Origin of the sequence: uncultured Maribacter sp., assembly GCF_947495965.1 — a bacterium.
Taxonomy (GTDB): domain Bacteria; phylum Bacteroidota; class Bacteroidia; order Flavobacteriales; family Flavobacteriaceae; genus Maribacter_B.
Map to the genome: position 1 here is coordinate 72,058 of NZ_CANMBB010000009.1, position 25,973 is coordinate 98,030.

The following is a 25,973-nucleotide window of genomic DNA, read 5'->3' on the forward strand; positions in this document are numbered from 1 at the left end:
TGGTTTTCCAATTAACGTCAAAATACTACTTTTCTTACTAATTTGAAGGAAAAATTAATTTTTACTCTTTATTCTTTGTGTCCATGATTATAGTAATTGGACCATCATTTAGCAAATCTACTTTCATATCTGCACCAAAAACGCCTGTACCTACTTTTTTTCCTAAGTGTAATTCTATACTACTTATAAAAGCCTCATATATAGGAACCGCTACTTCTGGTTTTGCTGCTTTTATATACGATGGCCTATTTCCTTTTTTTGTTGCAGCGTATAAAGTGAACTGACTAACTACAATTACATCGCCAGATATATCTAGTAACGAATTATTCATTACTCCTACACTATCATTAAAAATTCTAAGATTTGCTATTTTTCTAGATAACCAATCTATATCTTCTTGGGTATCGGAATTCTCTATTCCTAAAAGGACTAACATTCCTTTATCTATAGATGAAATTATTTTTTTCTCTACTGTTACACTAGCCCTAGAAACTCTTTGTACTACTGCTCTCATTTTTTTACAGAATGTATATCTACTCTATAATTCTCATCTTCTCCAGAAACCATTTGCACATAACTTCTATACCTACTCCAAGCAATTTCATCTTCTTCTAACGCGTCTTTTATAGCACATTTAGGCTCATCTATATGTAAGCAATTATTAAATTTACAATTTCCTTTATTCTCAAAAATCTCTGGAAAATAGTCTCCAATTTCTTCTTTTTCCATATCTACAATTCCAAAACCTTTAATACCCGGAGTATCTATTATCTGCGCATCAAAACTTAGATCAAACATTTCTGCAAATGTTGTTGTATGTTGTCCTTGTAAATGTTGTTTAGATATTTCGGTAGTTTTTATAGCAAGGTTAGGTTCTATAACATTAACCAATGTAGATTTACCCACACCAGAATGCCCAGAAAACATAGATATTTTTCCTTGCATTAATGCCTTTACTTTATCAATGTTTTTTTCTTTTTTAGCAGATATACCAATACAAGTGTATCCTATTTTACGATATAAGGCTGCTAAATATTTTACTTCTAAAAGCTCCTCGTCATTATACGTATCTATCTTATTAAATAATAATACCGTAGGAACATCATAAGCTTCTGCAGTTACCAAAAAACGGTCTATAAATGCTGTATGCGTTGGTGGGTTATTTAACGTAATCATTAAAAAAACCTGGTCTAAATTTGCTGCAATTATATGGGTTTGCTTAGACAAATTAACAGATTTTCTGATGATATAGTTTTTACGCTCTTCTATTTCAGAAATTATGCCAATGGTTTCATCTCCTATATTTTCTATTGAAAATTCCACAGAATCGCCAACAGCAACAGGGTTGGTACTTTTTATACCCTTAATTCGGAATTTTCCTTTTATTCTACAGTCATAGAATGCACCATCTGTTGCTTTAACAGTAAACCAGCTTCCTGTAGATTTATAAACAATTCCTTTCATTAACAGTAATTAGAGCTGCAAAGAAACAATATTAGTTTTTAAATTGTTTTACATTCCTAATTTTTCTATTCCTTAAACTATACTAATTTATACAAAAAAGCGACCAATAATCGTTTAGATTATAATTGGTCGCCCTATTATTTCAATTATTAAAAGAGAAAATTACTACCCTTTGTTAGTGTTTTAATTTTCTGTACAATCAATATCATTTAGCTCCTCTTTAGCATCATCAAAGTCTCCATCAAAATCTGCAAGACCACCATAACAATCTTCCACATCTTCTAATGCATTTATATAATTATTAAGAGCGCCTTTATAGCTATTACAATTTTCCACTGTTGGGTTTTCTGCATATCTGTTTGATGCATCTGTCCAAGCTTCTAAATCTGAAGCTACGTCTTGTGCCCAACTTCCGTTTAAACATTTTATTGGGTTCTTAGAACAATTAACAAATAGCATTAAAAAAAGCATGCCTAAGATTGATTTAAAAATTAATTTACTCACAGTTTGGTTGTTTTTTGGTTTCATTTTTGGTTTTTTATTGGCCTACGCCATGTTGTTTATAGCCAACGAAAATATTTATTATAAAGTATTTAAATTCTTAGTATTGTATAACTTGTATGTTTTATTATATAATTGACTGCTTTTTAAGTTTACATTACTCAAAACATACTCCACTTTATTTAAGCACAAATAAAAAATTATTCTAAAAATGCAACCCCTTAGCATTTTATTTGTCTTTAAAATAAACAATACAATGAAAAAAATAATATTAGGTATTGCATTAGGCTTAACATGTTTTATAGAAGCTAATGCGCAGGAGTTTAAAGTAATTACAAGTGTAGAATCTATTGTTCCAAGTGGTATGGGTCGTTCTAGGATTATTGAGGCAAAAGAAGAAAAAGATTATGAAGAATATACTTCTACCCAAACAGAGGAAGATAATACTCGGAATAAATCTAAAAGAAAGGATATTAGAGTTAAGAATTTTGAAGAGACAAAATTGTTAAACTTTTACAATATTACCGGAATACGTTTTCAGAACATTGCTGCTAATGATGCTATTATATCTTCTAAACTAAACAAAATGTCTGAAGAAGGTTGGCAACTAATACATGTAGTTAGTGCTGTTGAGAGTGATGCTGGCGATAAAGATGGGCAAGGCATTTTTATTACCCGTTACATTTTTAAGAAGTAAAAAAAATCCCGACTTAATTAAGTCGGGATTTTTTTATTTAATTATTTACAATCTTCTCTTGATGATTGATAGACTCTTGGTGAATTGCTTTAAACATTCTTAAAACAAACTCTTCACTTAATCCTTTAGATTCTCCTTCTAAAATCATGGCACCTAAAATTTGGTTCCAACGGTTGCTTTGTAATACGGCAACGTTTTTCTCTTTTTTAAGTTTTCCAATACTATCAGAAATTTTCATACGCTTCCCTAAAGATTCTATTAATTGATTATCAATAACATCAATCTGTGCACGTAAGTTTGTTAATTCTTTATTATACTCTGCTTCTGGATCAGACTCTTTTCTAATTTTCAAATCTTTCATTATCTGAACCAGTTTTGTTGGTGTTACCTGCTGTGCAGCATCACTCCAAGCATTATCTGGATCAAAATGAGTTTCAATCATTAAACCATCAAAATTAAGATCCAATGCAGTCTGCGAAACATCAAAAATCATTTCTCTATTACCTGTAATATGCGATGGATCATTTATTAATGGTAAATCTGGAAATTTGTTTTTAAACTCAATAGCTAATTGCCATTCTGGAATGTTTCTATATTTAGTTTTCTCATACGTAGAAAAACCTCTATGTATTGCCCCTAAGTTTTTTATACCAGCAGTATGTAAACGCTCTATACCACCTAACCATAAAGATAAATCTGGGTTAATTGGATTTTTTACTAGAACTATTTTATCTGTACCTGCTAAAGCATCTGCAATTTCTTGCATAATAAATGGACTTACAGAAGTACGAGCACCAATCCACAATAAATCTATATCATGCTCTAAAGCTAGTTCTACGTGTGCTCTATTTGCAACTTCCGTACAGGTTTTCATACCTGTTTCCTCTTTTACTTTTTGTAGCCATTTAAGCCCTAAAATACCCACGCCTTCAAAATTCCCTGGACGAGTTCTTGGCTTCCAGATACCTGCTCTGTAATAACTTACATCGGTATCTTTTAATTCATGAGCAATTTTTAACACTTGCTCTTCTGTTTCAGCACTACATGGCCCTGCTATTACTAGTGGATGATCTAGCTGCATGTCATCCAACCATGTTCTCATTTCTTTTGAATTCTTCATTTTACTTATACTTTATTCTTTGTTTGTGGTATTCCGTTTAATATTTCTTTAATTTTATTGGTACTATTCATTTCATTATAAATGCCTTCATAATCATCTGCAAGCAGCATTTTCTTAAAGGCTGTAAGGTTGTTTATATACCCTTCTAAAGTTTCTACTACATTATCTTTATTTTGCTTAAAGATAGGTGTCCACATAGCTGGTGAGCTTTTTGCTAAACGAACTGTGCTTTCAAATCCACTCCCCGCCATGTCAAAAATATCACGTTCATTTTTTTCTTTCTCAATAACCGTCTTTCCTAACATAAAAGAGCTTATGTGTGACAAATGTGATACGTACGCTATATGCTTATCATGTGCTTCTGGATTCATGTACCTAATACGCATTCCTAAAGCCTGAAAAATTGTTAATGCTTTTTCCTGTAATTTAAATGCTGTTTTTTCTACCTCGCATATTATATTAGTTTTACCTTCATACAAGCTATTAATTGCAGCAGATGGCCCAGAAAATTCTGTTCCAGAAATAGGGTGGCAAGCTAAAAAATTTCTCCTTTTTGGGTGCTCTTCTAACACTTTACATATTTCTAATTTTGTAGAACCTGCATCAAAAACAACACAATCATCATTAACTGCATCTAATATTTTAGGCAATTCTAAGATCATTGCATCTACAGGAATACTTACAATTACTACATCTGCAATTGGCAATTGACTATAATCTGCTTGCTCTTCTATTATTCCTAAAGACAATGCCTCATCTATATGCTCCTGTTTTGCATCAATCCCATAAATAGTAACATTAGGCATTAAGCGCTTAATGTCTTTTACCATGGAACCTCCTATTAATCCTATACCAATTACAAATACATTCATTTTATTAAAATCTTGCTATTGCTTCTTTTATTTTTTCTTCTTTTACACATAATGAAAAACGTATGTACCCTTCCCCATTGCTCCCAAAAATGGTTCCTGGAGCTATAAATATGTTTTTATCATATAATACCTCATCCACAAATTCTTCAGAGATTTTAGCTCCTTCTGGTAATTTTGCCCAAACAAACATACCTACTGCATTTTTATCATATTTACAGTTTAGTTTATCTGCTAATTGAAACATTAAGTCTCTTCTTGAAGTATATACCTCATCTAAAGCATTAAACCATTCTTGTCCACTTTGTAATGCCGCAATTGCCCCTTTTTGTATGCCATAAAACATACCAGAATCCATATTACTTTTTACTTTTAAAATAGCATTTATATGAGAGGCACTCCCTAAAACCATACCTACTCGCCAACCTGCCATGTTAAAGGTTTTACTTAAAGAATTTAATTCTAAAACTACATCTTTAGCATTCTCTAAAGCTAATATACTTGTTGGGTTTTTACTTAAAACAAAACTATATGGATTATCATTAACCAATAAAATAGAATTATCCTTTGCAAAATTTATTAGTTCTTGTAATTTTTCTTTTGATGCTGTTGCTCCTGTTGGCATATGCGGGTAACTAACCCACATGATTTTTACTTTAGATAAATCTTGTTTTCCTAATTCTTCTAAATCTGGAAACCAATTATTTTCTGCCGTAAGATTATACTGCTTAGGTATAGCACCTACTAATTTAGTAACAGATGTATAGGTTGGGTATCCTGGATTTGGAATTAAAGCTTGATCTCCTGGATTTAAAAAAGCCATACTAATATGCATGATACCTTCCTTAGAACCCATTAATGGTAACACCTCATTAGTTGGATTAACAGTTACTTCAAATTTATTTTTATAAAAAGCCACAATAGCCTCTCTTAATTCTGGCAATCCTTGGTAACTTTGGTATTGATGCGCACCGTTATCATTTAAAGAAGTAGCTACTGCTTTTATAACTGCTTCTGAAGGTGCCAAATCTGGGCTACCTATACCCATATTAATAATAGGTTTACCTTCAGATATTAATCCCCGTACCTCTCTTAATTTTTTAGAAAAGTAGTATTCTTCAACTGTTTTTAATCTTTCCGCAGTAGTAATCATGCTCTTGCATTTTTATATTCTCCTAATACTTTAAAATCCTCTGCCATAATCTCTAAGAGCGATTTTGCTTTGTCAAAATTACTATAATTATCAAAAGTAATATCTACAAAAAAAGCATACTTCCATGGTGTTTCTATAATAGGGAGGGATTGTATTTTAGTTAAGTTTAAACTACAATCGCTCATTACATTTAAAACAGCTGCTAGGCTTCCTCTTTTATGGTCTGTTACAAAACGTATAGACGCTTTGTTAATTTCTTCTTTAGGTAATTCTTTATTGATTGTTTTTACTATAATAAATCTGGTAGAATTATTTTTTATAGTTTGTATTTCTGGTGCTATAATATCTAAATTATATAACTCTGCTGCAACATTAGGAGCTATAGCCGCAATATTCTTTAACTTCTTTTCTTGTATTTGTTTTGCGGTTTCTGCTGTATCCACATCTTCTACCATTTTAATATGCGGATACGCTCTAAAAAACTCCTTACATTGCAATAATGCCATAGGGTGCGATCTAACTTCTTCTATATCCTCTATTTTTTGCCCCTTTAACACCATAAGATTATGGTGAATATTAAGATAATGCTCTCCTATTATATGCAAATTATTATGATATACTAACGCATAATTAGGAATAATAGAGCCTGCAATAGAATTTTCTATAGCCATAACCCCTTTATCTGCTTTACCTTGTAATAACTGATCTACAAGAAAATCAAATGATAAACATTCTAACAAATCTACATTATCTCCAAAATAGTCTTTTGCTACTTGGTGGTGGTTAGACCCTTTTATTCCTTGTATGGCTATATTTAATTTCATTTACTCTAAATTACTACGCTTCTATGTAGCTTATTATTCACTTTTCTTCAAAAAAAAAGTTCCGATATGTATCGGAACTTTACTCTATATATGTTTTAAAATATGCTAGAACAGTCCCGTACTTCTTTTAAAAAAGAAATAGAATGTAAAACTGTTAAAGAAATATTTATTTATCATTTTCTTATAAAACTGGGGCTAATGTAATCATTATATTCAAAAACAAAAGCTTTAATCTTTATTTTTACTTATTTTTAAACATATGTAACATATAATAACAATAATTTTATATTTATCAATTATTGTTGCGAATAATTAAAACAAAAAAAGCTCTCCGTTTGGAGAGCTTTTATAGTATAGATATGTGTTTATCTTATTTTTTATTAAAATGATACTCGTATACTTCTTCTTCTCCTTCGAATGTATCTGTTTCTATAACAACTAACTTATCTGCAGAAAGCGTTATTTTTCCATCAAGAATTAAATAACCATCTTCTTCTACTCCTGATTCTATTTCTCCATTATACGTTTCTGTATATTCAAATTCTACCAATGTAAGTTTACTTTCTTCTTCATTATATGCCCAGTTACCTTTAGATGTATACGCATCATTCTCATCTTTATAAACTAACTCGCAAGATTCTCTTGATGCATCCCAATCTAAATTCCTACTTGTATCTTCATAAGTATAAGAGTATGATCCATCACTATTGAAAGTAATTACTAGACTATCTGTAGTATAACAATATTCTATTGTAATTTCTTTATTTTCTCCACTAGCACAATCTAGAGTAGTTTCATAGGTATCATTGTCACAATTTTCCTCTCCTACATTATATGTTTTCCCATCTTCTATTTCTTTTGTCATATTCCAATCTGCAACAAGGTTAGTATTACCACCCCAAGACTCTACAGTTACACAAACTTCTTCTGGCTCACTAATATTTCCTTGACCATCATATACACAAATTACATAACAAAAAGTACCGGCAGTAACTTCTGCTTCAAAATTTACATCTATAGATGTGTCTTCACCTTTTCCTGTAATATTATTTTTAGTCGACTTTTTATTAGCAAAGAAACCTCTTTTAGTGGTTTTTGCTACTTTATCATATACTCCAGAAGTAGCTCCTACAGGAATATCAAAATAAGAATCTGCCATTCCGTTTTCGTCTTTCAATTGCACATAAGCACCTGCAAAACCTTGTGGAGCTTTAAATTGTATATCAAAACCGTTTGTTTGAAAAGCAGTTTGCTTTTCATAGTCTAAACTAAATTCTATATCTCCGTTAGGAACTGGACTTCCTTGTTTCTTTGTAGCTCCTTCTATGATTACACCACTGCTTACCGCATTTACATCTAATAAAACTTCTTCTTTCTTATTAACTCCGTCTGGATCTGGGTTACTATCCAACTTGTTTTCATCATCTTTAGAACATGATAATGCAGCAATTGCTAAACAGCCCATTAAGAATACGTTTACTTTTTTCATACTTTTAATTTTTGTTTTATGGTTGATTCCTTAGCGAAAACGAAGAACCTTCTTACTTTATTGTTATAACTTACAACCTTAAAACGAAATATTATATTTCACCTATAATGAAAGAGATAACCTCATCTAAAACGTCTTGTATTTTAGGGTTGGTACCATTTATTAAAATTGAAAAAACTAACTGCTCTTTAGGGTACACATAAAAGTTAGAATACCCGCCTACTCCATTACCTACGTGTCCATAATAATCTCTACCCATGTTATCTTGGCTAACCTGCCAACCAAGTCCATAATATGTTGGCTTGTTATTTATTATTTCTGAAGTTAAGAACTGACTTAAAATCTCTTTGTTAAGACATTTATTATCTAAAAAAGTTTGTCCAAAATTTGCTATATCTACTGTGGTAGAAAGAAACCCTCCTCCCGCTAACTTATAGAAATTATTTACTGGAATAGCTTCTCTAAAACCTAATCTGTTTTTTACATAAAAAGAAGTCGCATTTGGATATACGTGTTCCTGAATTTCTGCAACCGTATTTTTCATTCTTAAAGGCTTTAACACCTTTTCTGTTACATACTCCTCAAATGGTATTCCACTAGCCTCTTGCATTGCAAGAGAAACTAAAACCCAATCAAAGCTATTATATAAATAATCTGTTCCTGGTTTAAATAGCAAAATATCCTCCTTAAAAATAGCTATACTCTCTTTTATAGTATAGGGTTTATTTAAAGCATACTCCATTCCTTCATAACTTCTTATTCCTGCAGTATGGCTTGCCAGTTGCCTTATGGTAAAATCCCATTTCTTTTTTGGGTAATACGGAACGTATGTATAAAAAGAAGTGTCTAAATCTATAATTCCGTCTGCAACCATATGTGCCAATGCTGTTGCCGCAATGGGCTTAGAAACACTTGCTATTCTAAATTGAGTTGTTATAGGGTCTACTAGAATTTTCTCTTCTAGATTAGCATACCCATATCCTTTTTGAAATTTGACTTTTCCTTTTTCTAAAACAGTAATAGCAAGGCCTGGTATTTTCTTCTCTTCAATTAAATTTTGCAAAAGAACATCTCCCTTTACTAATCCATTTAACTCTTTTTGATCCCCTATTATTCTCTTAGAAAGAAATACTTTTTTTAAATATTGTATGATAGGGTTTTTCATGGCGAATTAATTAACCTCAAAAATTAATTGCCCTGTATATAGCGTTTCTACAGAAACCATAGGCGGTTTATTAAAACTCCTAACATCTCCTGGCCCTCGTAAAACACCATTTAAAGTTTCTTGTGGAGATATAAGTAAATCATTTGAGCCTCTATGATTGAATGTTACATTTTTACTGATAAGGTTTTCTGTTTCTATCCTAGAATCTCCTGCAGCTATAACCACATTTAAATTATTTGTTGTTCCAGAAAGTTTGAAGTAAGAATTTCCATTTACCACTATAGAAATAGTATTTGAATTTAATGCTAAATTAAATTCCCCATCTGTTGTTTCTGCTTCTGGCTCTCCATAACTCTCTGATAATAATGTTAAGCCACTATAAGACAACACGCCATCACTACGAACAGGCCAACTAGTACTGCTTCGTATTTCTGTAATATTAGGTGCTGTAACATAGATTTTTGTTACACCATAGTCTCTAACAAAATTACAATTGTTATTATCTCTTAAAACCAACCTGCCATCTTCTACAATTGCAGTTACTTCTTCTCTTAAAAATTCTCCAGTTTCTATTGCTACGTTTTGCTCTCCCTCTTTAAGAATAAGCTCTATGTTTTCAAAAACTGTAATTTTATTAAAGATAGGTACTGTTACCTCCTCTATACTAATATCTCCTGATGCCTGAAAACAATCTGGAGCATTGGTACTGCTACATGCAAAGTTTATTAATAATACTAAAAAATATATGTGTTTTATTTTTTTCACTTGCTTATTTTAAAACCGAATTCCTACTCCAAATTCAATAGCTTCTGCATTTGCTGCATGAGATTTTAAAGATACTACCGCAAAAACCTTCTCTCCTAAATATCTTTTTAAGCCTAATCTATTATACATTCTCCCCTCAAAATCAAAAGGATAATAAACATAATATCCTAATTGAGTGGTAATAGATAGTTTATTTATAAATAATTCATGCCCTACAAAAATACCAACTCTCTTATAGTCTGTATCCGCAGAAATAGCATCCTCTGGAAAAGATATACTTCTATAACGTATTAACTCCTTTAAAAACCTAGAAAAGAAAATATCGGTTCCTAAATGGAAAGCACTTTTTCTTCCTATACGTTTATCTGCGTATGCAGATATAATATAAAAAGGATATTGGCCCATACCCTCAACATCACTACTATTAATTCCGCCTCGTAAAGCTAGATTATATTTTATAGGCTCTTTAAAATTTTCTTTCTCTACATTTACATTAAAAGGTATTTCTTTACCTCCATCTAAATCATAAACAAGTCCTGCATTAAAAGCTAGTGTATTGGTTGATGTATTTGGCGATTTAAAACTACCATTAGAGTAATGAATTAAAGAAAGTCCAGCTTTAAAACCTAAACCTTTATAAATATTTTCTTTATGGTAATTAAGCATAAAATATACCGATGCCATAATAGAAGTTCCATAGGCATTATTTCTAAAATTAGTTTCCTTATCGTATGGGTTTGTATTGTAAGACACCCCCTGGCCAACTCTTAATTGCAAGTTTCTTTTTAGATAATAAAAATTATAATGAAGAAAAATGCCATAATGCTCCCCAAGGGTACTATTATTCATATTCTGATATATAAAAGAATACCCAAAATCTGGAAAATTATAGGCTTGCTCCCATTCTTCTTGCCCAAAAGTTTTCTCATTTAAGCTTAAAATAAGACCTCCTGGATGTTCCGTAATTAAATGCGATATACTTGGGTTATGTTTAAGTACAGAACCATAAAATTGATTCACATCAATGGTATACTTTTTTGGAACAATATCTTCTTGCGAAAAACAAAAAGAAAACGAGAAAATAATGGCTATAAAAAAAACTAGTCTCATAAACCACAAAAGTAGGAATTTGAGACTAGTCTTATTTCTTTTATTTTTATTAAAAATACTATTCTTTAAAATAAAGCCTTTCCAATAGAAAATACATTATCAGATTTACCCATAGAATAATAATGTAATACCGGCACTCCTGCTTCTTTTAGTTCTTTAGACTGCTGTATTGCCCACTCTATACCTACTTGCCTTACCGCTTTATTATTTTCACAACCATCTACAGCATCAATTAAATCTTGTGGCAAATCTATTTTAAATACTTGTGGCAACAATTGCAAATGTCTTTTTACTGCAATTGGTTTTATTCCTGGAATAATAGGCACATTAATTCCTATTTCCTTTGCTGCTTCTACAAACTGAAAATATTTTTGATTATCAAAAAACATCTGAGTAACTATATAATCTGCACCAGCATCTACCTTTTCTTTTAATCTTTTTAGGTCTGATTGTAAAGAAGGTGCTTCTAAATGTTTTTCTGGATACCCCGCTACACCAATACAAAAATTAGCATTATTCTCCATAGGAGTATCGTCATGCAAATATTTTCCTGTATTTAAATTCTGAATTTGGGAAACTAAACTTGCTGCGTATGGATGACCACCTTTTGTTGGTGTAAAATATTGTTCTTCTCGCATAGCATCTCCACGCAAAGCCATAATATTATCTATTCCCAAATATTGGCAGTCTACTAACATGTATTCTGTTTCTTCTTTTGTAAAGCCGCCACAAAGCACATGTGGTACCGTATCTACATTATATTTATGTTTTAAAGAAGCACAAATACCTACTGTTCCAGGACGCATACGTGTTATTTGCTTATCTAAAAGACCCGATTTTTTAATATAAACATATTCTTCTCTGGAGGTTGTAACATCAATAAAAGGAGGGTTAAATTCCATTAAGGGATCTATATTATCATATAATTGCTGAATATTTTTCCCTTTTACAGGTGGTACTATTTCAAAAGAAAATAGTGTTTCTCCTTTAGCATTTTTAATGTGATCTGTTACTTTCATTACTCTAAACTTATTTCCTTTTACAGGCTATTTAATTGGCTGTTGATTAAGTTAATTTGCCCTAAATGATATACATCATGCTGCAAGACACCGTGTAGCATAAAATCATTTGTATATTCTTTACCAGCGGTTTTTTTACTTAACCAAATTTCCTTTTTTTCTTTTACTAATTTAATAAGTTCCTCTTGTGAAACTTTTAATTCTAATACTATTTTATCTCTTTCTTCTTCCGAAGATACTACTACATTTTCTCTCCAGTCTTCTTTCGTATTTAGTTCTATATCAAAAGAAGCATTTTCTTTTAATTTTTCAATTACAAAATATTTCCAATCTATTACATGACAAACGATACTTGCTATAGAACTAGAGGTGTTTTTAGGTTTTATATTCCAATTTTTAAGAGGAATGTTTTGTAAAGATCCAACTAATGAATTTCCAAACCAAGGTTCTCCATTAAAAACTTCATTAATTGTAGAACAATAATTTTCTATCTTCATAACCTACAGAATAAGACTAGTTACAAACCTAACATTAATTTCACATCATTGTATGCCTCTTTATACTCCCAATAAATCCATCTTCCATCCAAATAATCTGTCAAAATGTATTTTTCACTGACTGATTTTATACGCTCTATTGCTACAATTTTCTTAGAAAAACCTTCTACATGAAAATTTTCCATTACCTCTTTATTATCAGCATCATACCCATGACTAATACTATAACTACCTAAGGAAACTTCTATATACTTTTTCATTCTACTCGTCTGATATATTTGTTGCTAACCATTTAGTTGCTTCTTCTAAAGGCATTCCTTTTCTATTTGCAAAATCTGCAACCTGATCTTCTTTTATTTTTCCTAATCCAAAATAACGAGCTTCTTCATTGGCAAAATAGTAACCACTAACACTAGATGCTGGCCACATTGCCAAACTTTCGGTTAATTTAACTCCAATTTTTTCTTCTACTTGTAAAAGCTCCCAAATAGTTAATTTCTCTAAATGATCTGGGCAAGCAGGATATCCTGGTGCAGGACGTATTCCTTTATAGGTTTCATTTATTAAATCTTCATTTTCTAAAGATTCATTAGCTGCATACCCCCAGTGATTTATACGCACCTCTTTATGTAAATATTCTGCATAAGCCTCAGCTAAACGATCCGCTAATGCTTTTATTAAAATAGAATTATAATCGTCTAAGTCCGCCTTATAAGCATCCGCAATTTCATCTACTCCAAAACCTGTACTCACACAAAAACAACCTATATAATCTTGTTTCCCTGTATCTTTAGGGGCTATAAAATCTGCAAGTGCATAATCTGCTACTCCTTCTCTACGCTTTAATTGTTGCCTTAATGTTCTAAAAAAGTACTCTTTTCCGTTATGATGCAAAGCAATATCATCATCGGTAATTGCATTTGCAGGAAACAAACCAAAAATAGCTTTTGCCGTAAACAGTTTTTCTTTAAAAATTTTCTGAAGCATTTGTTGTGCATCATCAAATAACTCTTTTGCTTGTTTACCAACCACCTCATCTGTAAGAATATCTGGAAATTTACCATGTAATTCCCATCCTCTAAAAAACGGAGACCAATCTATATAAGGTTCTAATTTTTCTAAAGAAACATCTTCTATAACTTGCACTCCCAATTTGTTTGGTTTTACAATTTTTGATGCTTCCCAATTTATCTGAAACTTATTTTTACGCGCTTCTTCTATTGTTTTATATTCTTTCTTTTTAGTTCTGCTTAGAAACTTATCTCGGAAAGATTCATAATCTAACTTTATATTTTTCTTATAATCTAAAGAGGTTTCTTTCTGTAATAAATCGCCAACCACCGTAACTGCTCTAGAGGCGTCATTTACATGCACTACCGCATTGCTATACTGTGTATCTATCTTTACTGCTGTATGCGCTTTACTTGTTGTTGCGCCACCAATTAATAAAGGAACCTTAAAATTCTGGCGTTCCATTTCTTTTGCTAAAAAAACCATCTCATCTAAAGATGGGGTAATTAATCCGCTAAGGCCTATAATATCTACATTGTGCTCTATAGCAGCGTTAATAATTTTCTCTGGAGGAACCATTACTCCTAAATCCACAATCTCGTAATTGTTACAAGCAAGAACAACACTTACAATATTTTTACCAATATCATGAACATCGCCTTTTACAGTTGCCATTAATATTTTCCCATTGTTATCCGAATCTCCTACTTGCGGATTTTTTAGTTTTTCTTCTTCTATATATGGTAATAAATAAGCAACTGCCTTTTTCATTACTCTGGCAGATTTTACTACTTGTGGTAAAAACATTTTTCCGCTACCAAATAAATCCCCAACAACGTTCATCCCAGTCATTAAATTTCCTTCAATAACTTCTATAGGTTTTTCTGCATGTACACGAGCTTCTTCTACATCTTCTACAATATACTTATCTATTCCTTTTACTAAAGCACGAGTAATACGGTTTTGCAAAGGCTCTTCTCTCCAAGATAAATCTACCTTACTTTCTTTTGCGGTACCAACCACGGTTTCTGCAAAATCTAATAATCTTTCGGTAGCATCATCTCTCCTATTTAAAACAACATCTTCTACACGTTCTAACAAATCTTTAGGAATGTCATCATAAACACCTAAAAGACTAGGGTTTACAATTCCCATATTCATACCTGCTTGGATTGCATGGTATAAAAACACCGAGTGCATAGCCTCTCTTACTGGGTTATTTCCTCTAAAACTAAAAGAAACATTACTTACCCCACCACTAACACTACAATGTGGCAAATTGTTTCTTACCCATCTTGTTGCCTCAATAAAATCTATGGCATTAAGCTTATGCTCATCCATACCTGTAGCAACAGGAAAAATATTTAAATCAAAGATTATATCTTCTGGAGCAAAATTTACTTCATTTACCAAAACATCATAAGAACGTTTTGCTATTTCTAATCTACGCTCATAATTATCGGCCTGCCCAACCTCATCAAAAGCCATCACAATTACAGCAGCACCATATCTTTTTATAAGCTTAGCATGCTGTATAAATTGCTCTTTACCTTCCTTTAAACTAATAGAATTTACAACACATTTTCCTTGAACTACTTGTAAGCCTGCCTCAATAATATCCCACTTAGAGCTATCTATCATAATAGGAACCCTAGAAATATCTGGCTCTGCAATAACAAGATTTAAAAACTTAACCATGGCTTCCTTACCATCTATAAGTCCGTCATCCATGTTAACATCTATAATCTGAGCACCACCTTCTACTTGCTCACGAGCCACACTAAGTGCTTCTTCAAAATTTTCTTCTTTTATTAATCGAAGGAATTTTTTTGACCCTGCAACATTGGTTCTTTCGCCTACGTTAACAAAGTTGGTGTTTTCGTTAAGTACTAAAGGCTCCAGGCCACTTAGTTTTAGAAAGCGCTGTTCCTTCTTTGTTATTGGTTCTTGGTTCTTCGTCATATTCGCTTCTGGTAATTAATGAATCCATTTAACAACTTTTCCCTTTCAACTTCATTTAAAATGCTATTCAAATCTGATGAAATATACTCTAAATTGTTTGCTAAAATTAATTGAGTTTCTAACTCAAATTTTGATGCTACAGAAACAGCACATCTTCTTATTTGAGAAAAAAGCTCGTATTGCTCTTGCTTAGTAAAAAAATCTGTTATAACATAAACAGATTTTACCAATTTCCGAACCTGTAACCAAACATCTAATTCTTTATAATCCAATTTATAATTATATAATATTAACGATTAACGTTCAACGACCTTGGTTTAATATCCTTTACAACATTAGCAATTGCTGTAATGTGTTCTGGAGTAGTACCACAACAACCACCTACAATATTTACCAAACTCTTTTCTACATACTCTTTTATTTGCGATGCCATTTGCTCTGGAGTCTCATCATACTCACCAAAGGCGTTTGGTAATCCTGCATTAGGGTGTGCCGATACTGCAAAATTAGTTTTAGCAGACAATACCTCTAGATGAGGTACTAACTGGTTTGCTCCTAATGCGCAATTAAAACCTACTGATAAAATTGGAATGTGAGATACAGAAATTAAAAATGCTTCTGCTGTTTGCCCTGATAATGTTCTACCCGAGGCATCTGTAATAGTTCCGCTTACCATAATTGGAACTTCAATATTACGTTCTTCTTTAACTTCTTCTATAGCAAACAATGCAGCTTTAGCATTTAAGGTATCAAAAATTGTTTCTACTAATAGCATATCCGAACCACCATCTAACAAAGCCTCTACTTGTTGCTTGTAGGCTATACGCAACTCATCAAAAGAAACCGCTCTGTAACCAGGGTCATTTACATCTGGAGACATACTAGCAGTCTTATTGGTTGGCCCAATACTACCAACAACATAACGTGGTTTATGAGGTTCTTTTTCTGTAAACTCATCAGCAACCATTTTTGCTATTCTAGCAGATTCATAATTTAAATCATACACCAACTCTTCCATATCATAATCTGCCATGGCAATTGTTGTACTAGAAAATGTATTTGTTTCTACAATATCTGCTCCTGCAGCAAAATACTTTCTGTGTACTTCTGCAATAGCCTCTGGTTGGGTTAAAGACAATAAATCATTATTTCCTTGTACTGGAGATTTCCAATCCTTAAAGCGTTCTCCTCTAAAATCTTCTTCTGTAAATTTATAGCGTTGTAGCATAGTACCCATAGCGCCATCTAACACTAAAATACGCTCCTGTAATAAATCTTGAATATTCTTTTTCATAGCAAATAAGTCTCCCAAAGTACCTAAAAATTACTTTGCTTTTTAGGAAGTGCAAAGGTAGACTATAGGCTATTCTTTACCAAGTACAGAAACAGGATACCACAGGAATGAAAACAGATGTTAAAAAAAGAACTATAATAATCCTTTTGCCTTAATCTCTAGATATTTATTTATAGTATCTATTGTTAAATTTTGGGGTTCGGTAAGAATGGTTTGTATTCCATATTTATTTAACTCTGCCACTATCAATTTTTTATCATAGCTAAATTTTTCAGCTATAGTTTTGTCAAAAATTTCTTGTGTGTTTTTTGCTTCTTGCCCTTTTAACTGTTCTAGCTCTGTATTTTTAAAGAAAACAACTACTAGCATATGACTTTTATTAATTGCCCTTAAGTAGTTCATTTGCCTATGAACAGCATCTAAACTCCCAAAATTAGTATATAATAATAGTAAACTTCTTGTGGTTATTTTTCTTTTTATATGACCATATAAATTTCCAAAATCCGATTCGCTAAAATCTGTATTTACATTATATAGTGATTCTTGAATTAAATTCATTTGCGCATTTCTACGCTCTGCTACCACAAAATTTTCTGGCTTTTTAGAAAATGAGAACATACCAGCTTTATCATGTTTACGAACAACAACACTACTAATAACCAATGCAGCATTTATTGCATAATCTAGTAAGCTAAGGTTTTCAAAAGGCATTTTCATGACTCTACCTTTATCTATGATAGAATAAATTTGTTGTGATTTTTCGTCCTGAAACTGATTTACCATTAATTGGTTACGCTTTGCTGTTGCTTTCCAGTTAATGTCTTTTATATTATCTCCTTGTACATATTCTTTAATTTGCTCAAATTCAAAAGAATTTCCAATACGTCTTATTTTTTTTATTCCAAATTGTAAACTACTCTGGTTTAAGGAAATTAAATCGTACTTTTTTAATTGTAAAAAACTTGGATAGGTTTTAACCATTTGGGAGTCTCCAAAAGAAAACCTTCGTACAGCTAAACCTATTTTAGTTGCTGTATACACATGCAGTTTCCCAAAATTGTATTCTCCTCTTTCTGTTGGCCTAACCGTATAACTTAATTGCTCTTTTTTATTTGCATTAATACTAGTTGTAATACTAAAATCTCTTTGCTGAAATTGCATTGGAAGCTCATCCAAAATAGTGCAATACGTTTTTAAAGAGTATTTGTTAGTAATGGAAATTGGCACTTTATTCTCATCGCCATTAGAAAATTTTTCTGGTAGTTCTCGCTGCGCCTCTATACCGTTTTTATTTCCAAAAAGAATTAATATATCTACAAGAACAAGTGCTATAACAACAAAGAATAAAAGTTTCGCTAATAGCAATATACTTGGAAAAATAAAACTTACTACAAATAGAACTATGATTCCAAACATCGCATAAAAAAAACGATTGTTTAGAAACAAGTCTTTAAAAAACCGGACTATTGGCATTCTAGAAAATTCTGATGTTTTATTCTCCGACATTAACTTTCCTTATTTAGGAATATCTACACTTTGTAAAATATCATTAATAATCTGTACCGATGTTATTCCTTCCATTTCTCTTTCTGGAGTAATGATAACTCTGTGCTGTAACACAGGAATTGCAATTTGCTTAATATCTTCTGGAGTAACAAAATCCCTACCATTTATAGCTGCAAATGCTTTACTTGCCTTAAGAACAGCAATAGATGCTCTTGGTGAAGCTCCTAAATATAAAAACGGGTTATTACGGGTATTTAAAATAATTTCTGCTATATATTTTATTAAATGCGGCTCTACAATTACTTGCGATATTAAACCTTGGTATTGTACTATTTTCTCTTTACTTAAACTATTGGTTATTTGCGCAAGCTTTGTTGTTTTTAATTGATGCTCTCTGGTAATAATCTCTACCTCATCTTCTAAATTAGGATAATCTATAGTTATTTTAAACAAAAAACGGTCTAATTGCGCTTCTGGCAAACGGTAGGTTCCTTCTTGCTCAATTGGGTTTTGCGTTGCCAAAATCATATAAGGAGCTTCTAATGGATATTTTACACCATCCATTGTTACTTGCCTTTCTTCCATAACCTCAAACAAAGCGGCTTGTGTTTTTGCTGGTGCTCTGTTTATTTCATCGACCAAAATAATGTTAGAAAAAATTGGCCCTTTTTTAAATTCAAAATTGGAAGTTTTTAAATTAAATATAGAAGTTCCTAAAACATCTGACGGCATTAAATCTGGCGTAAACTGCACTCTACTAAAATCTACCTCTAAAGATTTTGCTAATAATTTAGCAGTTATTGTTTTTGCAACACCAGGAACGCCTTCTAATAAAACATGGCCTTCTGCAAGTAGTGCCGTAATTAACAAATTTGCTATATGTTTTTGACCTACAATTACTTTTGCAAGTTCTGTTTTTATCTGAGCTACACTTATTTTAAGCTCTTCTAAATTTAACCTACTACTAAATTCAATATCGTTGTTTTCTTCCATACTATATTGTTTTATCCTACTGGCGGATTATTGTTTATAGAATTTTTCTATTTCTTTATTCAATGCTTTTAATGGTTCTTTTGTACTAAATTGATGCGATTTCATCTTTATAATTAAACTCACTAACTGCTGTATTTCTTCTACAGGTTTACCCGAACGTAATGCTAATTTGGTTACAAAGTCTTCATTTAACTTATCTGTAGACAGATGATATTTACTACGCACATGCTCTAAAAAATGAACAATTACTTTTTGTATAATACCATTATAATCTTGTGCCTCATAGTGTAAATTACTAACCGTTTGCACAAACTCTGTTGTTGTATTTTTTAATGGGTCTTTTAAAGGAATAATACGCTGCCTACGTTTTGCGTTAAAAAGCATAAACAAACCTATAGTAGTTAATAACAAGTACCAACCCCATTTTAAAGGTTCTTTAGATAGTATATAACGCAACGGACTTCTGCTTATTTCTGGGTCTAGCTTAACAGCTTTATCTACTAAAATTGGCAACGTTGGTAAATAAGAAATTACACTACTAACGTACCCCGCATCTTTTGATTCTAACATTTGGTAATTCGTAAAAACCTCTGGTGTAGTATGTATATAAAACACCCCGTCTCCGTATGGGATACCTATAAAATTACAGTGTTTTTTATTTTCCAGTGATTTTACATAGCCTAGTTTTTTTCCTTTTGAAATAGAGTCGGAAAAATAACTAGCACCAAAAGGAACCTTTGGTGTATACTGTAGAGTATCTGTAACATAATTTAAAAACAGTGTCTTTTCTTCTTGTTTTATTTCTACACGATCATATTCCATTTTAAATCCTAAAGTATCTTGTATATATTGAGGAAAATAATAGGCCGATATAAAAGCTTCATTACCATACTCTACATATTCTAATAAAGAATTAAAAGAAGTTTCGTCTATATCATATCTACCAGAAATACTAACATAGTTTTTTAAAGTATCTTTTTCTTGCATTCGCAGATGCTGATCGTACTCATAGAAAGTTGTGTATACTTTTTTAGAAGATTCTCCTTTAAAATAAAATGGTATTTGATCAAAGAATACTTTAGTATCTAGAGGTTTTGTTTGGGTTTCATCAAAAGTAGGAGACCAGTCTATCTCATTACTTTGGTTTGTAACTAATAAAATAAATACTAGCAATACCCCTCCAAGAATAAGTAATTGTTTTTTACGCATTTTTAAATGATTTTAAAATTTGCGAATAAACTGTTGATGCCGTTGTATACTCTTTTTCGTCTATAGAAAACTCCCCGTACCAAATATAGGTAAAGTAATACGTAGCTTTATTAAATCCTGTGGCATAGGAAGTACCTTCTAACGCTACTTGGTAATCATAACTGGTTTTTTGAGAATCATACGTAATTATATTATTCTGGTCTAATTTTTTAAGAAGTAACAAATAATTATAACGTACCGCTAAACGATAATCTTTATTCACTAAGGCTTCTTGAATTAAAACTTCAAAATTTACTTCCTGTATATTCTCTCCTATTTCATAATTAAGCTCGCTAGCCTCTTCTTTTTTCTTTCTAAAAAACCATCGCCCTTCTTTATTTAAAATTACTCTTACAATAATATAGACAACGCCAGCTATTATTAATATAAAAAACAAAAGTTTTAAATTTTCAATTATATTCCTTGCTCCTTCATCTTTTATACTAAACCAGCTCGTAAGCAAATCTGTTAACCAGGCTTTAAACTTATCGATCCAAGAAATAGTTTCTTCATAATCATAATCTGCCCCTTTGTAATCCTCTTTAAAGGTATTGGGTAACGTACGCACCTCTTCTGGTTTGTTTGGAACAATACCTTCTTGTGCCACAACCAAAAATGTGCCTATTATAAAATAGAACACGTACGCAAAAAAGTATGGAATTCTCTTATTTTTTAACACTTCCTGGAATTGTTTTCTTATACACCTTAAAAGGATATATTAAATAGTAATAAGAGATTAAACTAAGGGTTCCTAAAATTATAAATAGCGCCAAATAATTAGGCATAATATTAGAATAGCGGGTAACAAAACCTTCTAAAAAACCTGCTGCAATTGTAAACGGAAATGTACTAATTACGATTTTAATACTATCCCTCATTCCTCTTTTAAAAGAATTTAACCTAGAGAACGTTTTAGGAAACAAAATACTAGCACCCAAAAGAAACCCTGCAGCTCCTTCTATTACAATAGCAAAAATTTCCATTGCGCCATGTATCCAAATTCCTTTAGCACTTTTCCACAAAACACCTTCTTGCTCAAAGAAGTACTGGAAAGCTCCAAGCATAATTCCGTTTTGTAAAAGCACGTATCCTGTTCCTATACCACCAGTTACGCCATAAGCAAAACTCATGAGGCCTACCCTTAAATTATTAAATGTAATTCCTATAAAACTACCCCAATTACTACCACTTTTATATATAGCTACTGGATCGCCGTTTTCTATATTTTGCAATGTTTCGTTAACATAACTGTTTCCTAAAATTAAACGCACAAAAGTGTCATCATTAGCTGCAGAAACTACACCCATTAAAACCGCAATTATGAAAAAAGAGAAAGAATACAGTATATATCTTTTATATTGATACAATAAAAGTGGAACTTCTACTTTAAAGAAATGAAGAAAAATGTTTGTCTCCTCTCTTTTAGTCTGATAAATTTTTTGATAAACCCGAACTGCAAGATTATTAAGATAGGTTACAAGTTTGCTTTTTTTGTAGTAAGTTTGGGCGTATGCTAAATCATTAATTAAATGCATGTATAAATTAGACAAATCATCAGGATTATCAATTTTTTTTTGCGCAATGGCTTTTTCAAATTGTAACCATTTTTCCTTATTTTGTCTAATGAAGGCAATTTCTCTCATGCTTAACAAATAAAATCATATAATGGCAGAAATACAAATTACTACTACTCAAAATGTAACAATAGCTTTTACTGCTGCTGAAGTAGGAGAACGTATTTTAGCTTATTTTATTGACCTGCTTATTAAAATTGCTTACATAAGTGTTGTTGTAGCTATTTTTAGAGCTGTTTCTAATACTGGAGGAATGGGTTTTGAAAATAATTTTGATACAGACCCATTGAGTGTTATGGCTATTATTATTATTTTAGGATCTCCTGTAATTTTTTATACCATAGTTTCAGAATCCTTAATGCTAGGCCAAACTATAGGTAAAAAAATAGCCAAAATTCAAGTGGTAAAAATTGATGGCTACCGTGCTACTTTTTTAGACTTTTTTATACGTTGGGCTATGCGTTTTGTAGATATTAATATTTTCTCTGGTGTAGTTGCTCTAGTGAGTATTGGAAGCTCTAAAAATCATCAAAGATTGGGTGGTATGGCATCTGGAACTGGAGTTATCACCTTAAAAAACAAAGTAAACATTAGCCATACTATACTACAAGAGGTTTCTGATGATTATAAACCCACTTATCTTTCTGTTATTAAACTCTCGGATAACGATATGCGTATTATTAAAGAAAATTTTATTCGCGCTAAAAAAGCGAATGATTTTAAAACCATTCTTATTTTAAAAGAAAAAATTATTGGAGTAATTGAAGAAGAACCACACCCAGATGTTACTGCCGAAAGTTTTATTAAGTGTGTTCTAAAAGATTACAACCATTTTACAAAAAATATGTAATACTGTTATTATTAAACTTGTGTTATACCTATATCGTTTATTTCATTATCTATAGGTTTCTTTGGGTTTAATCCGTATTGGTTAGCGTTATTTTCCCCATCTGTACACATTAAAACTAAAAACCAAATTCCACCAATAAAAGGAATACAACGCACAAAAATATACCAACCACTTTTACCTTGATCATGCAACCTTCTTACGGTTAACGCTAATGAGGGTATCACAATTGCCAACATATACAAACCTACAGGAATCATAACTACATAATCCTCTATTCCTAATGCAGCTATTACACCTACAATACTAATTATAATAATTGCATTAAAAAGATTAAACATCCAATATTCTTTTCTTCTAGATCGTCCAGAAAAATCTGCATACTGTTTCATTGCTTTTAAATACCAATTCATATCTTTTTCTTTAATTGAAACAAAAAAGAGATAAAACGTAATTTACATTTTATCTCTTTTTATACTATTACAAATAGATTTAAGCTTCTGAAACTCCTATTTCATTAAGCTCATTATCTGGATTTTTTGGATCTGGACCATACTCATTTGTTCCTTCATCTCCGTTAGTACACAACAAGTATAAATTGTAAAATGGTATTAATAAAAACCAACCACTCTTACCTACATCATGCATTCTTCTTACACCTACAGCTATTGTTGGTACGAATACTCCTAAACTATATAAAGTATTTATTCCAAAACCTTCTAAGCCTAAAACAGATGCATCAACAATACTTAAAACTACACTGATAATTGTACTAAACAAATAAAACATCCAGTATTCTTTTCTTCTAGATCTTCCTTTAAATTCTGCGTACTTTTTAAGTACCATTGTAAACCATTCCATACTTTTATATTTAGGTTATTGTTAATTATTGAATTTTTAAAACGTATTAAAAATAAAAAAATTACTCCAACTCTTACCTTTTACGAATAAAAAACCTCCCAATCTAAAAGATAAAGGAGGTTTTCCTGACTAATTAAAATAAACTTTTCTTAAGCTATACTTTGTACAACTTCTTTTTTAGCTTCTTTTTTACTTCCATCAAAACCTTCTACACCACCTACGGTAGTATACTTCATAACAAAGCGTTTATTAGGATTTATAATTTGATATGCATATTGGCACATAACTGCTGCTTCATGAAAACCAGAAAGAATAAGTTTTAATTTTCCTTCATAGGTATTAACATCTCCAATTGCAAAAACACCAGGAATGTTTGTTTGGTAATCTTTAGCATTATTTACTTTAATTGCATTTTTCTCTATTTCTAAGCCCCAATCTCCTATAGGTCCTAGTTTTGGAGATAAGCCAAATAAAGGAATAAAATTATCTACTTCTAAAATAGTATCTTCTTTATCGGCATCTTTATGCTTAATAAGAACAGATTCTAATTTATCCTCCCCATTTAATCCTTTTACCTCAGCCTCTGTAAATAATTTAATCTTACCTAATTTCGCTAATTCTGCTGCTTTTTCTACAGAATCTAATGCACCACGAAATTCGTTTCTTCTATGCACTAAAGATACTTCTGAAGCTACATCGGCAAGGAAAATAGACCAATCTAATGCAGAATCTCCTCCTCCAGCTATTACTACTTTTTTATCACGATAAACCTCTGGATCTTTAATTATGTAAGCAACTCCTTTATCTTCAAAGTTTACTATGTTTTCTAAAGGTGGTTTTCTTGGTTCAAAAGACCCCAAACCTCCTGCAATAACTACTACAGGCGCATGGTGTTTTGTTCCTTTGTTTGTTGTAACAATAAAAGAACCATCTTCTTGTTTATCTAATGTTTCTGCACGCTCTCCTAAAGTATAACCAGCTTCAAAAGGCTTTATTTGCTCCATTAAATTATCTACTAATGTTCCTGCTAAAATTTCTGGAAAAGCTGGAATATCGTAAATTGGTTTCTTTGGGTATATTTCCGAACACTGCCCTCCAGTTTGTGGAAGCGCATCTATTAAATGGCATTTTAATTTTAATAATCCCGCTTCAAATACGGTAAACAAACCTGTTGGCCCCGCGCCAATTATTAATATATCAGTTTCTATCATTTTAATCTAACTTAATTCTTTACTATACTTATTTATTGCTTCCTGTAAAGTTGCTCTATGTTTTACAACTTCTCCTATTATTATTATTGCCGGATTTGTTAATCCTTTTTCTTCTACTTGCGCTACTATTGTTTCTATAGTTGCAACTGCCACCTGTTCATTAGTACGTGTACCATTTTGTATAATTGCAATTGGCAAATTAGCTTTCTCTTCTTTCTTAAAAAGAGTAACAATTTCTGCTAATTTACTCATACCCATTAAAACAATAACCGTTGCATTAGATTTTGCCGCTAAAGCAACATCTGAAGATAATTTATGCTCTTTTGTAGTTCCTGTTATTACCCAAAAACTTTCTGCTGAACCTCTCTTAGTAACTGGAATATTTTGAGATGCTGGTACAGCTACCGATGATGATATTCCTGGAACCATTGCCACATTTATGCCATAAGCTGCTGCATATTCCATTTCTTCTGCTCCACGTCCAAAAACAAATGGGTCTCCCCCTTTTAAACGAACCACGTGTTGTGTTTTACCACGACTAACAATTAATTCATTTATTTGTTCTTGCTGATACGCATAACAGCCTTTTCTTTTACCTACAAAAATGAGCTCTGCGTTTTCTGCATAATCTAGCAACACAGGATTTACTAAAGCATCATACAAAACAACATCTGCTGCTTGTAATGCTTTAATAGCTTTTACTGTAATTAAATCTGGATCTCCAGGACCCGCTCCTATTACCGTAAGCAAACCTTCGCTATTATTTATATGTTGCTTTATGCCATTCATAAAA

28 protein-coding genes are annotated in these 25,973 nt (G+C 31.6%); 2 read left to right on the forward strand and 26 right to left on the reverse strand.

Annotated elements, in window-relative coordinates; all coding sequences use genetic code 11:
• Positions 1–61 precede the first annotated feature (61 nt).
• The 3 genes from dtd to Q0820_RS14945 form a co-directional block, all read right to left on the reverse strand.
• Complete coding sequence (gene dtd / locus Q0820_RS14935) at positions 62–514, reverse strand: D-aminoacyl-tRNA deacylase (protein ID WP_298488765.1); 453 nt, start codon at positions 512–514, stop codon at positions 62–64.
• Positions 511–1,464: a ribosome small subunit-dependent GTPase A gene (gene rsgA, locus Q0820_RS14940; protein WP_298488767.1), complete on the reverse strand. Its 954-nt coding sequence runs from the start codon at positions 1,462–1,464 to the stop codon at positions 511–513. Before rsgA ends, dtd begins: the two co-directional genes overlap by 4 nt.
• Before the next feature lie 183 nt (positions 1,465–1,647).
• Complete coding sequence (locus tag Q0820_RS14945; RefSeq protein ID WP_298488769.1) at positions 1,648–1,992, reverse strand: hypothetical protein; 345 nt, start codon at positions 1,990–1,992, stop codon at positions 1,648–1,650.
• Positions 1,993–2,221: 229 nt separating this feature from the next.
• Between Q0820_RS14945 and Q0820_RS14950 the strand changes: the two genes are divergently transcribed.
• On the forward strand, positions 2,222–2,662 hold the full coding sequence (locus Q0820_RS14950; RefSeq protein WP_298488771.1) for a hypothetical protein: 441 nt from the start codon (positions 2,222–2,224) through the stop codon (positions 2,660–2,662).
• Positions 2,663–2,699: 37 nt separating this feature from the next.
• Here Q0820_RS14950 and Q0820_RS14955 read toward each other — a convergent pair whose 3' ends face one another.
• From Q0820_RS14955 to Q0820_RS15045, 19 genes are all read right to left on the reverse strand, one after another.
• Positions 2,700–3,782, reverse strand: a complete 1,083-nt coding sequence (locus Q0820_RS14955; protein WP_298488773.1) for a bifunctional 3-deoxy-7-phosphoheptulonate synthase/chorismate mutase type II — start codon at positions 3,780–3,782, stop codon at positions 2,700–2,702.
• A gap of 5 nt (positions 3,783–3,787) precedes the next feature.
• On the reverse strand, positions 3,788–4,654 hold the full coding sequence (locus Q0820_RS14960; RefSeq protein ID WP_298488774.1) for a prephenate dehydrogenase: 867 nt from the start codon (positions 4,652–4,654) through the stop codon (positions 3,788–3,790).
• A 4-nt stretch (positions 4,655–4,658) separates the two neighbouring features.
• Complete coding sequence (locus Q0820_RS14965; protein WP_298488775.1) at positions 4,659–5,804, reverse strand: aminotransferase class I/II-fold pyridoxal phosphate-dependent enzyme; 1,146 nt, start codon at positions 5,802–5,804, stop codon at positions 4,659–4,661.
• Complete coding sequence (locus tag Q0820_RS14970) at positions 5,801–6,628, reverse strand: prephenate dehydratase (protein ID WP_298488777.1); 828 nt, start codon at positions 6,626–6,628, stop codon at positions 5,801–5,803. Before Q0820_RS14970 ends, Q0820_RS14965 begins: the two co-directional genes overlap by 4 nt.
• Positions 6,629–6,998: 370 nt before the next feature.
• Positions 6,999–8,117: a hypothetical protein gene (locus Q0820_RS14975; RefSeq protein ID WP_298488779.1), complete on the reverse strand. Its 1,119-nt coding sequence runs from the start codon at positions 8,115–8,117 to the stop codon at positions 6,999–7,001.
• 91 nt (positions 8,118–8,208) lie between these two features.
• Positions 8,209–9,282 carry a serine hydrolase gene (locus Q0820_RS14980; RefSeq protein WP_298488781.1) on the reverse strand — a complete coding sequence of 358 codons (1,074 nt, stop codon included), beginning with the start codon at positions 9,280–9,282 and terminating at the stop codon, positions 8,209–8,211.
• A 6-nt stretch (positions 9,283–9,288) separates the two neighbouring features.
• A complete protein-coding gene (locus Q0820_RS14985) occupies positions 9,289–10,047 on the reverse strand; it encodes a head GIN domain-containing protein (RefSeq protein ID WP_298488783.1) in 759 nt (252 codons plus the stop codon).
• Positions 10,048–10,056: 9 nt separating this feature from the next.
• The gene (locus tag Q0820_RS14990) at positions 10,057–11,157 is read right to left on the reverse strand and encodes an acyloxyacyl hydrolase (protein WP_298488785.1); all 1,101 of its coding nucleotides are present in this window, start codon (positions 11,155–11,157) and stop codon (positions 10,057–10,059) included.
• Positions 11,158–11,222: 65 nt separating this feature from the next.
• Positions 11,223–12,176 carry a methylenetetrahydrofolate reductase [NAD(P)H] gene (gene metF / locus Q0820_RS14995; protein ID WP_298488787.1) on the reverse strand — a complete coding sequence of 318 codons (954 nt, stop codon included), beginning with the start codon at positions 12,174–12,176 and terminating at the stop codon, positions 11,223–11,225.
• Between the two features lie 20 nt (positions 12,177–12,196).
• On the reverse strand, positions 12,197–12,673 hold the full coding sequence (locus tag Q0820_RS15000; protein WP_298488789.1) for a DinB family protein: 477 nt from the start codon (positions 12,671–12,673) through the stop codon (positions 12,197–12,199).
• A 20-nt stretch (positions 12,674–12,693) separates the two neighbouring features.
• Positions 12,694–12,933: a hypothetical protein gene (locus Q0820_RS15005; protein ID WP_298488791.1), complete on the reverse strand. Its 240-nt coding sequence runs from the start codon at positions 12,931–12,933 to the stop codon at positions 12,694–12,696.
• Between the two features lies 1 nt (position 12,934).
• The gene (metH, locus tag Q0820_RS15010) at positions 12,935–15,646 is read right to left on the reverse strand and encodes a methionine synthase (protein ID WP_298488793.1); all 2,712 of its coding nucleotides are present in this window, start codon (positions 15,644–15,646) and stop codon (positions 12,935–12,937) included.
• Positions 15,643–15,918, reverse strand: coding sequence for a four helix bundle protein (locus Q0820_RS15015; protein ID WP_298488794.1), 276 nt, complete (start codon positions 15,916–15,918; stop codon positions 15,643–15,645). Before Q0820_RS15015 ends, metH begins: the two co-directional genes overlap by 4 nt.
• 17 nt (positions 15,919–15,935) lie before the next feature.
• Positions 15,936–16,940 (reverse strand): homocysteine S-methyltransferase family protein, encoded by a 1,005-nt coding sequence (locus tag Q0820_RS15020; RefSeq protein WP_298488795.1) that lies wholly within the window; start codon positions 16,938–16,940, stop codon positions 15,936–15,938.
• Positions 16,941–17,072: 132 nt separating this feature from the next.
• Positions 17,073–18,446, reverse strand: a complete 1,374-nt coding sequence (locus Q0820_RS15025; RefSeq protein ID WP_298488797.1) for a DUF58 domain-containing protein — start codon at positions 18,444–18,446, stop codon at positions 17,073–17,075.
• 9 nt (positions 18,447–18,455) lie between these two features.
• Complete coding sequence (locus Q0820_RS15030) at positions 18,456–19,439, reverse strand: MoxR family ATPase (RefSeq protein ID WP_298488799.1); 984 nt, start codon at positions 19,437–19,439, stop codon at positions 18,456–18,458.
• Positions 19,440–19,466: 27 nt separating this feature from the next.
• Positions 19,467–20,648: a hypothetical protein gene (locus Q0820_RS15035; protein WP_298488801.1), complete on the reverse strand. Its 1,182-nt coding sequence runs from the start codon at positions 20,646–20,648 to the stop codon at positions 19,467–19,469.
• Positions 20,641–21,327 (reverse strand): hypothetical protein, encoded by a 687-nt coding sequence (locus Q0820_RS15040; RefSeq protein ID WP_298488803.1) that lies wholly within the window; start codon positions 21,325–21,327, stop codon positions 20,641–20,643. Before Q0820_RS15040 ends, Q0820_RS15035 begins: the two co-directional genes overlap by 8 nt.
• 25 nt (positions 21,328–21,352) lie before the next feature.
• Positions 21,353–22,330, reverse strand: coding sequence for a stage II sporulation protein M (locus tag Q0820_RS15045; RefSeq protein WP_298488805.1), 978 nt, complete (start codon positions 22,328–22,330; stop codon positions 21,353–21,355).
• 22 nt (positions 22,331–22,352) lie between these two features.
• Between Q0820_RS15045 and Q0820_RS15050 the strand changes: the two genes are divergently transcribed.
• The gene (locus tag Q0820_RS15050; RefSeq protein WP_298488807.1) at positions 22,353–23,111 is read left to right on the forward strand and encodes an RDD family protein; all 759 of its coding nucleotides are present in this window, start codon (positions 22,353–22,355) and stop codon (positions 23,109–23,111) included.
• A gap of 11 nt (positions 23,112–23,122) precedes the next feature.
• Here the strand turns inward: Q0820_RS15050 and Q0820_RS15055 are convergent, their stop codons facing one another.
• From Q0820_RS15055 to cobA, 4 genes are all read right to left on the reverse strand, one after another.
• The gene (locus Q0820_RS15055) at positions 23,123–23,521 is read right to left on the reverse strand and encodes a DUF805 domain-containing protein (RefSeq protein WP_298488808.1); all 399 of its coding nucleotides are present in this window, start codon (positions 23,519–23,521) and stop codon (positions 23,123–23,125) included.
• Positions 23,522–23,600: 79 nt separating this feature from the next.
• Positions 23,601–23,969 (reverse strand): DUF805 domain-containing protein, encoded by a 369-nt coding sequence (locus Q0820_RS15060; protein ID WP_298488810.1) that lies wholly within the window; start codon positions 23,967–23,969, stop codon positions 23,601–23,603.
• Positions 23,970–24,118: 149 nt separating this feature from the next.
• Entirely contained in the window at positions 24,119–25,180 is a 1,062-nt protein-coding gene (locus Q0820_RS15065; protein WP_298488812.1) for an NAD(P)/FAD-dependent oxidoreductase, read from the reverse strand.
• A 6-nt stretch (positions 25,181–25,186) separates the two neighbouring features.
• Entirely contained in the window at positions 25,187–25,969 is a 783-nt protein-coding gene (gene cobA / locus Q0820_RS15070) for a uroporphyrinogen-III C-methyltransferase (RefSeq protein WP_298488814.1), read from the reverse strand.
• Positions 25,970–25,973: the final 4 nt, after the last annotated feature.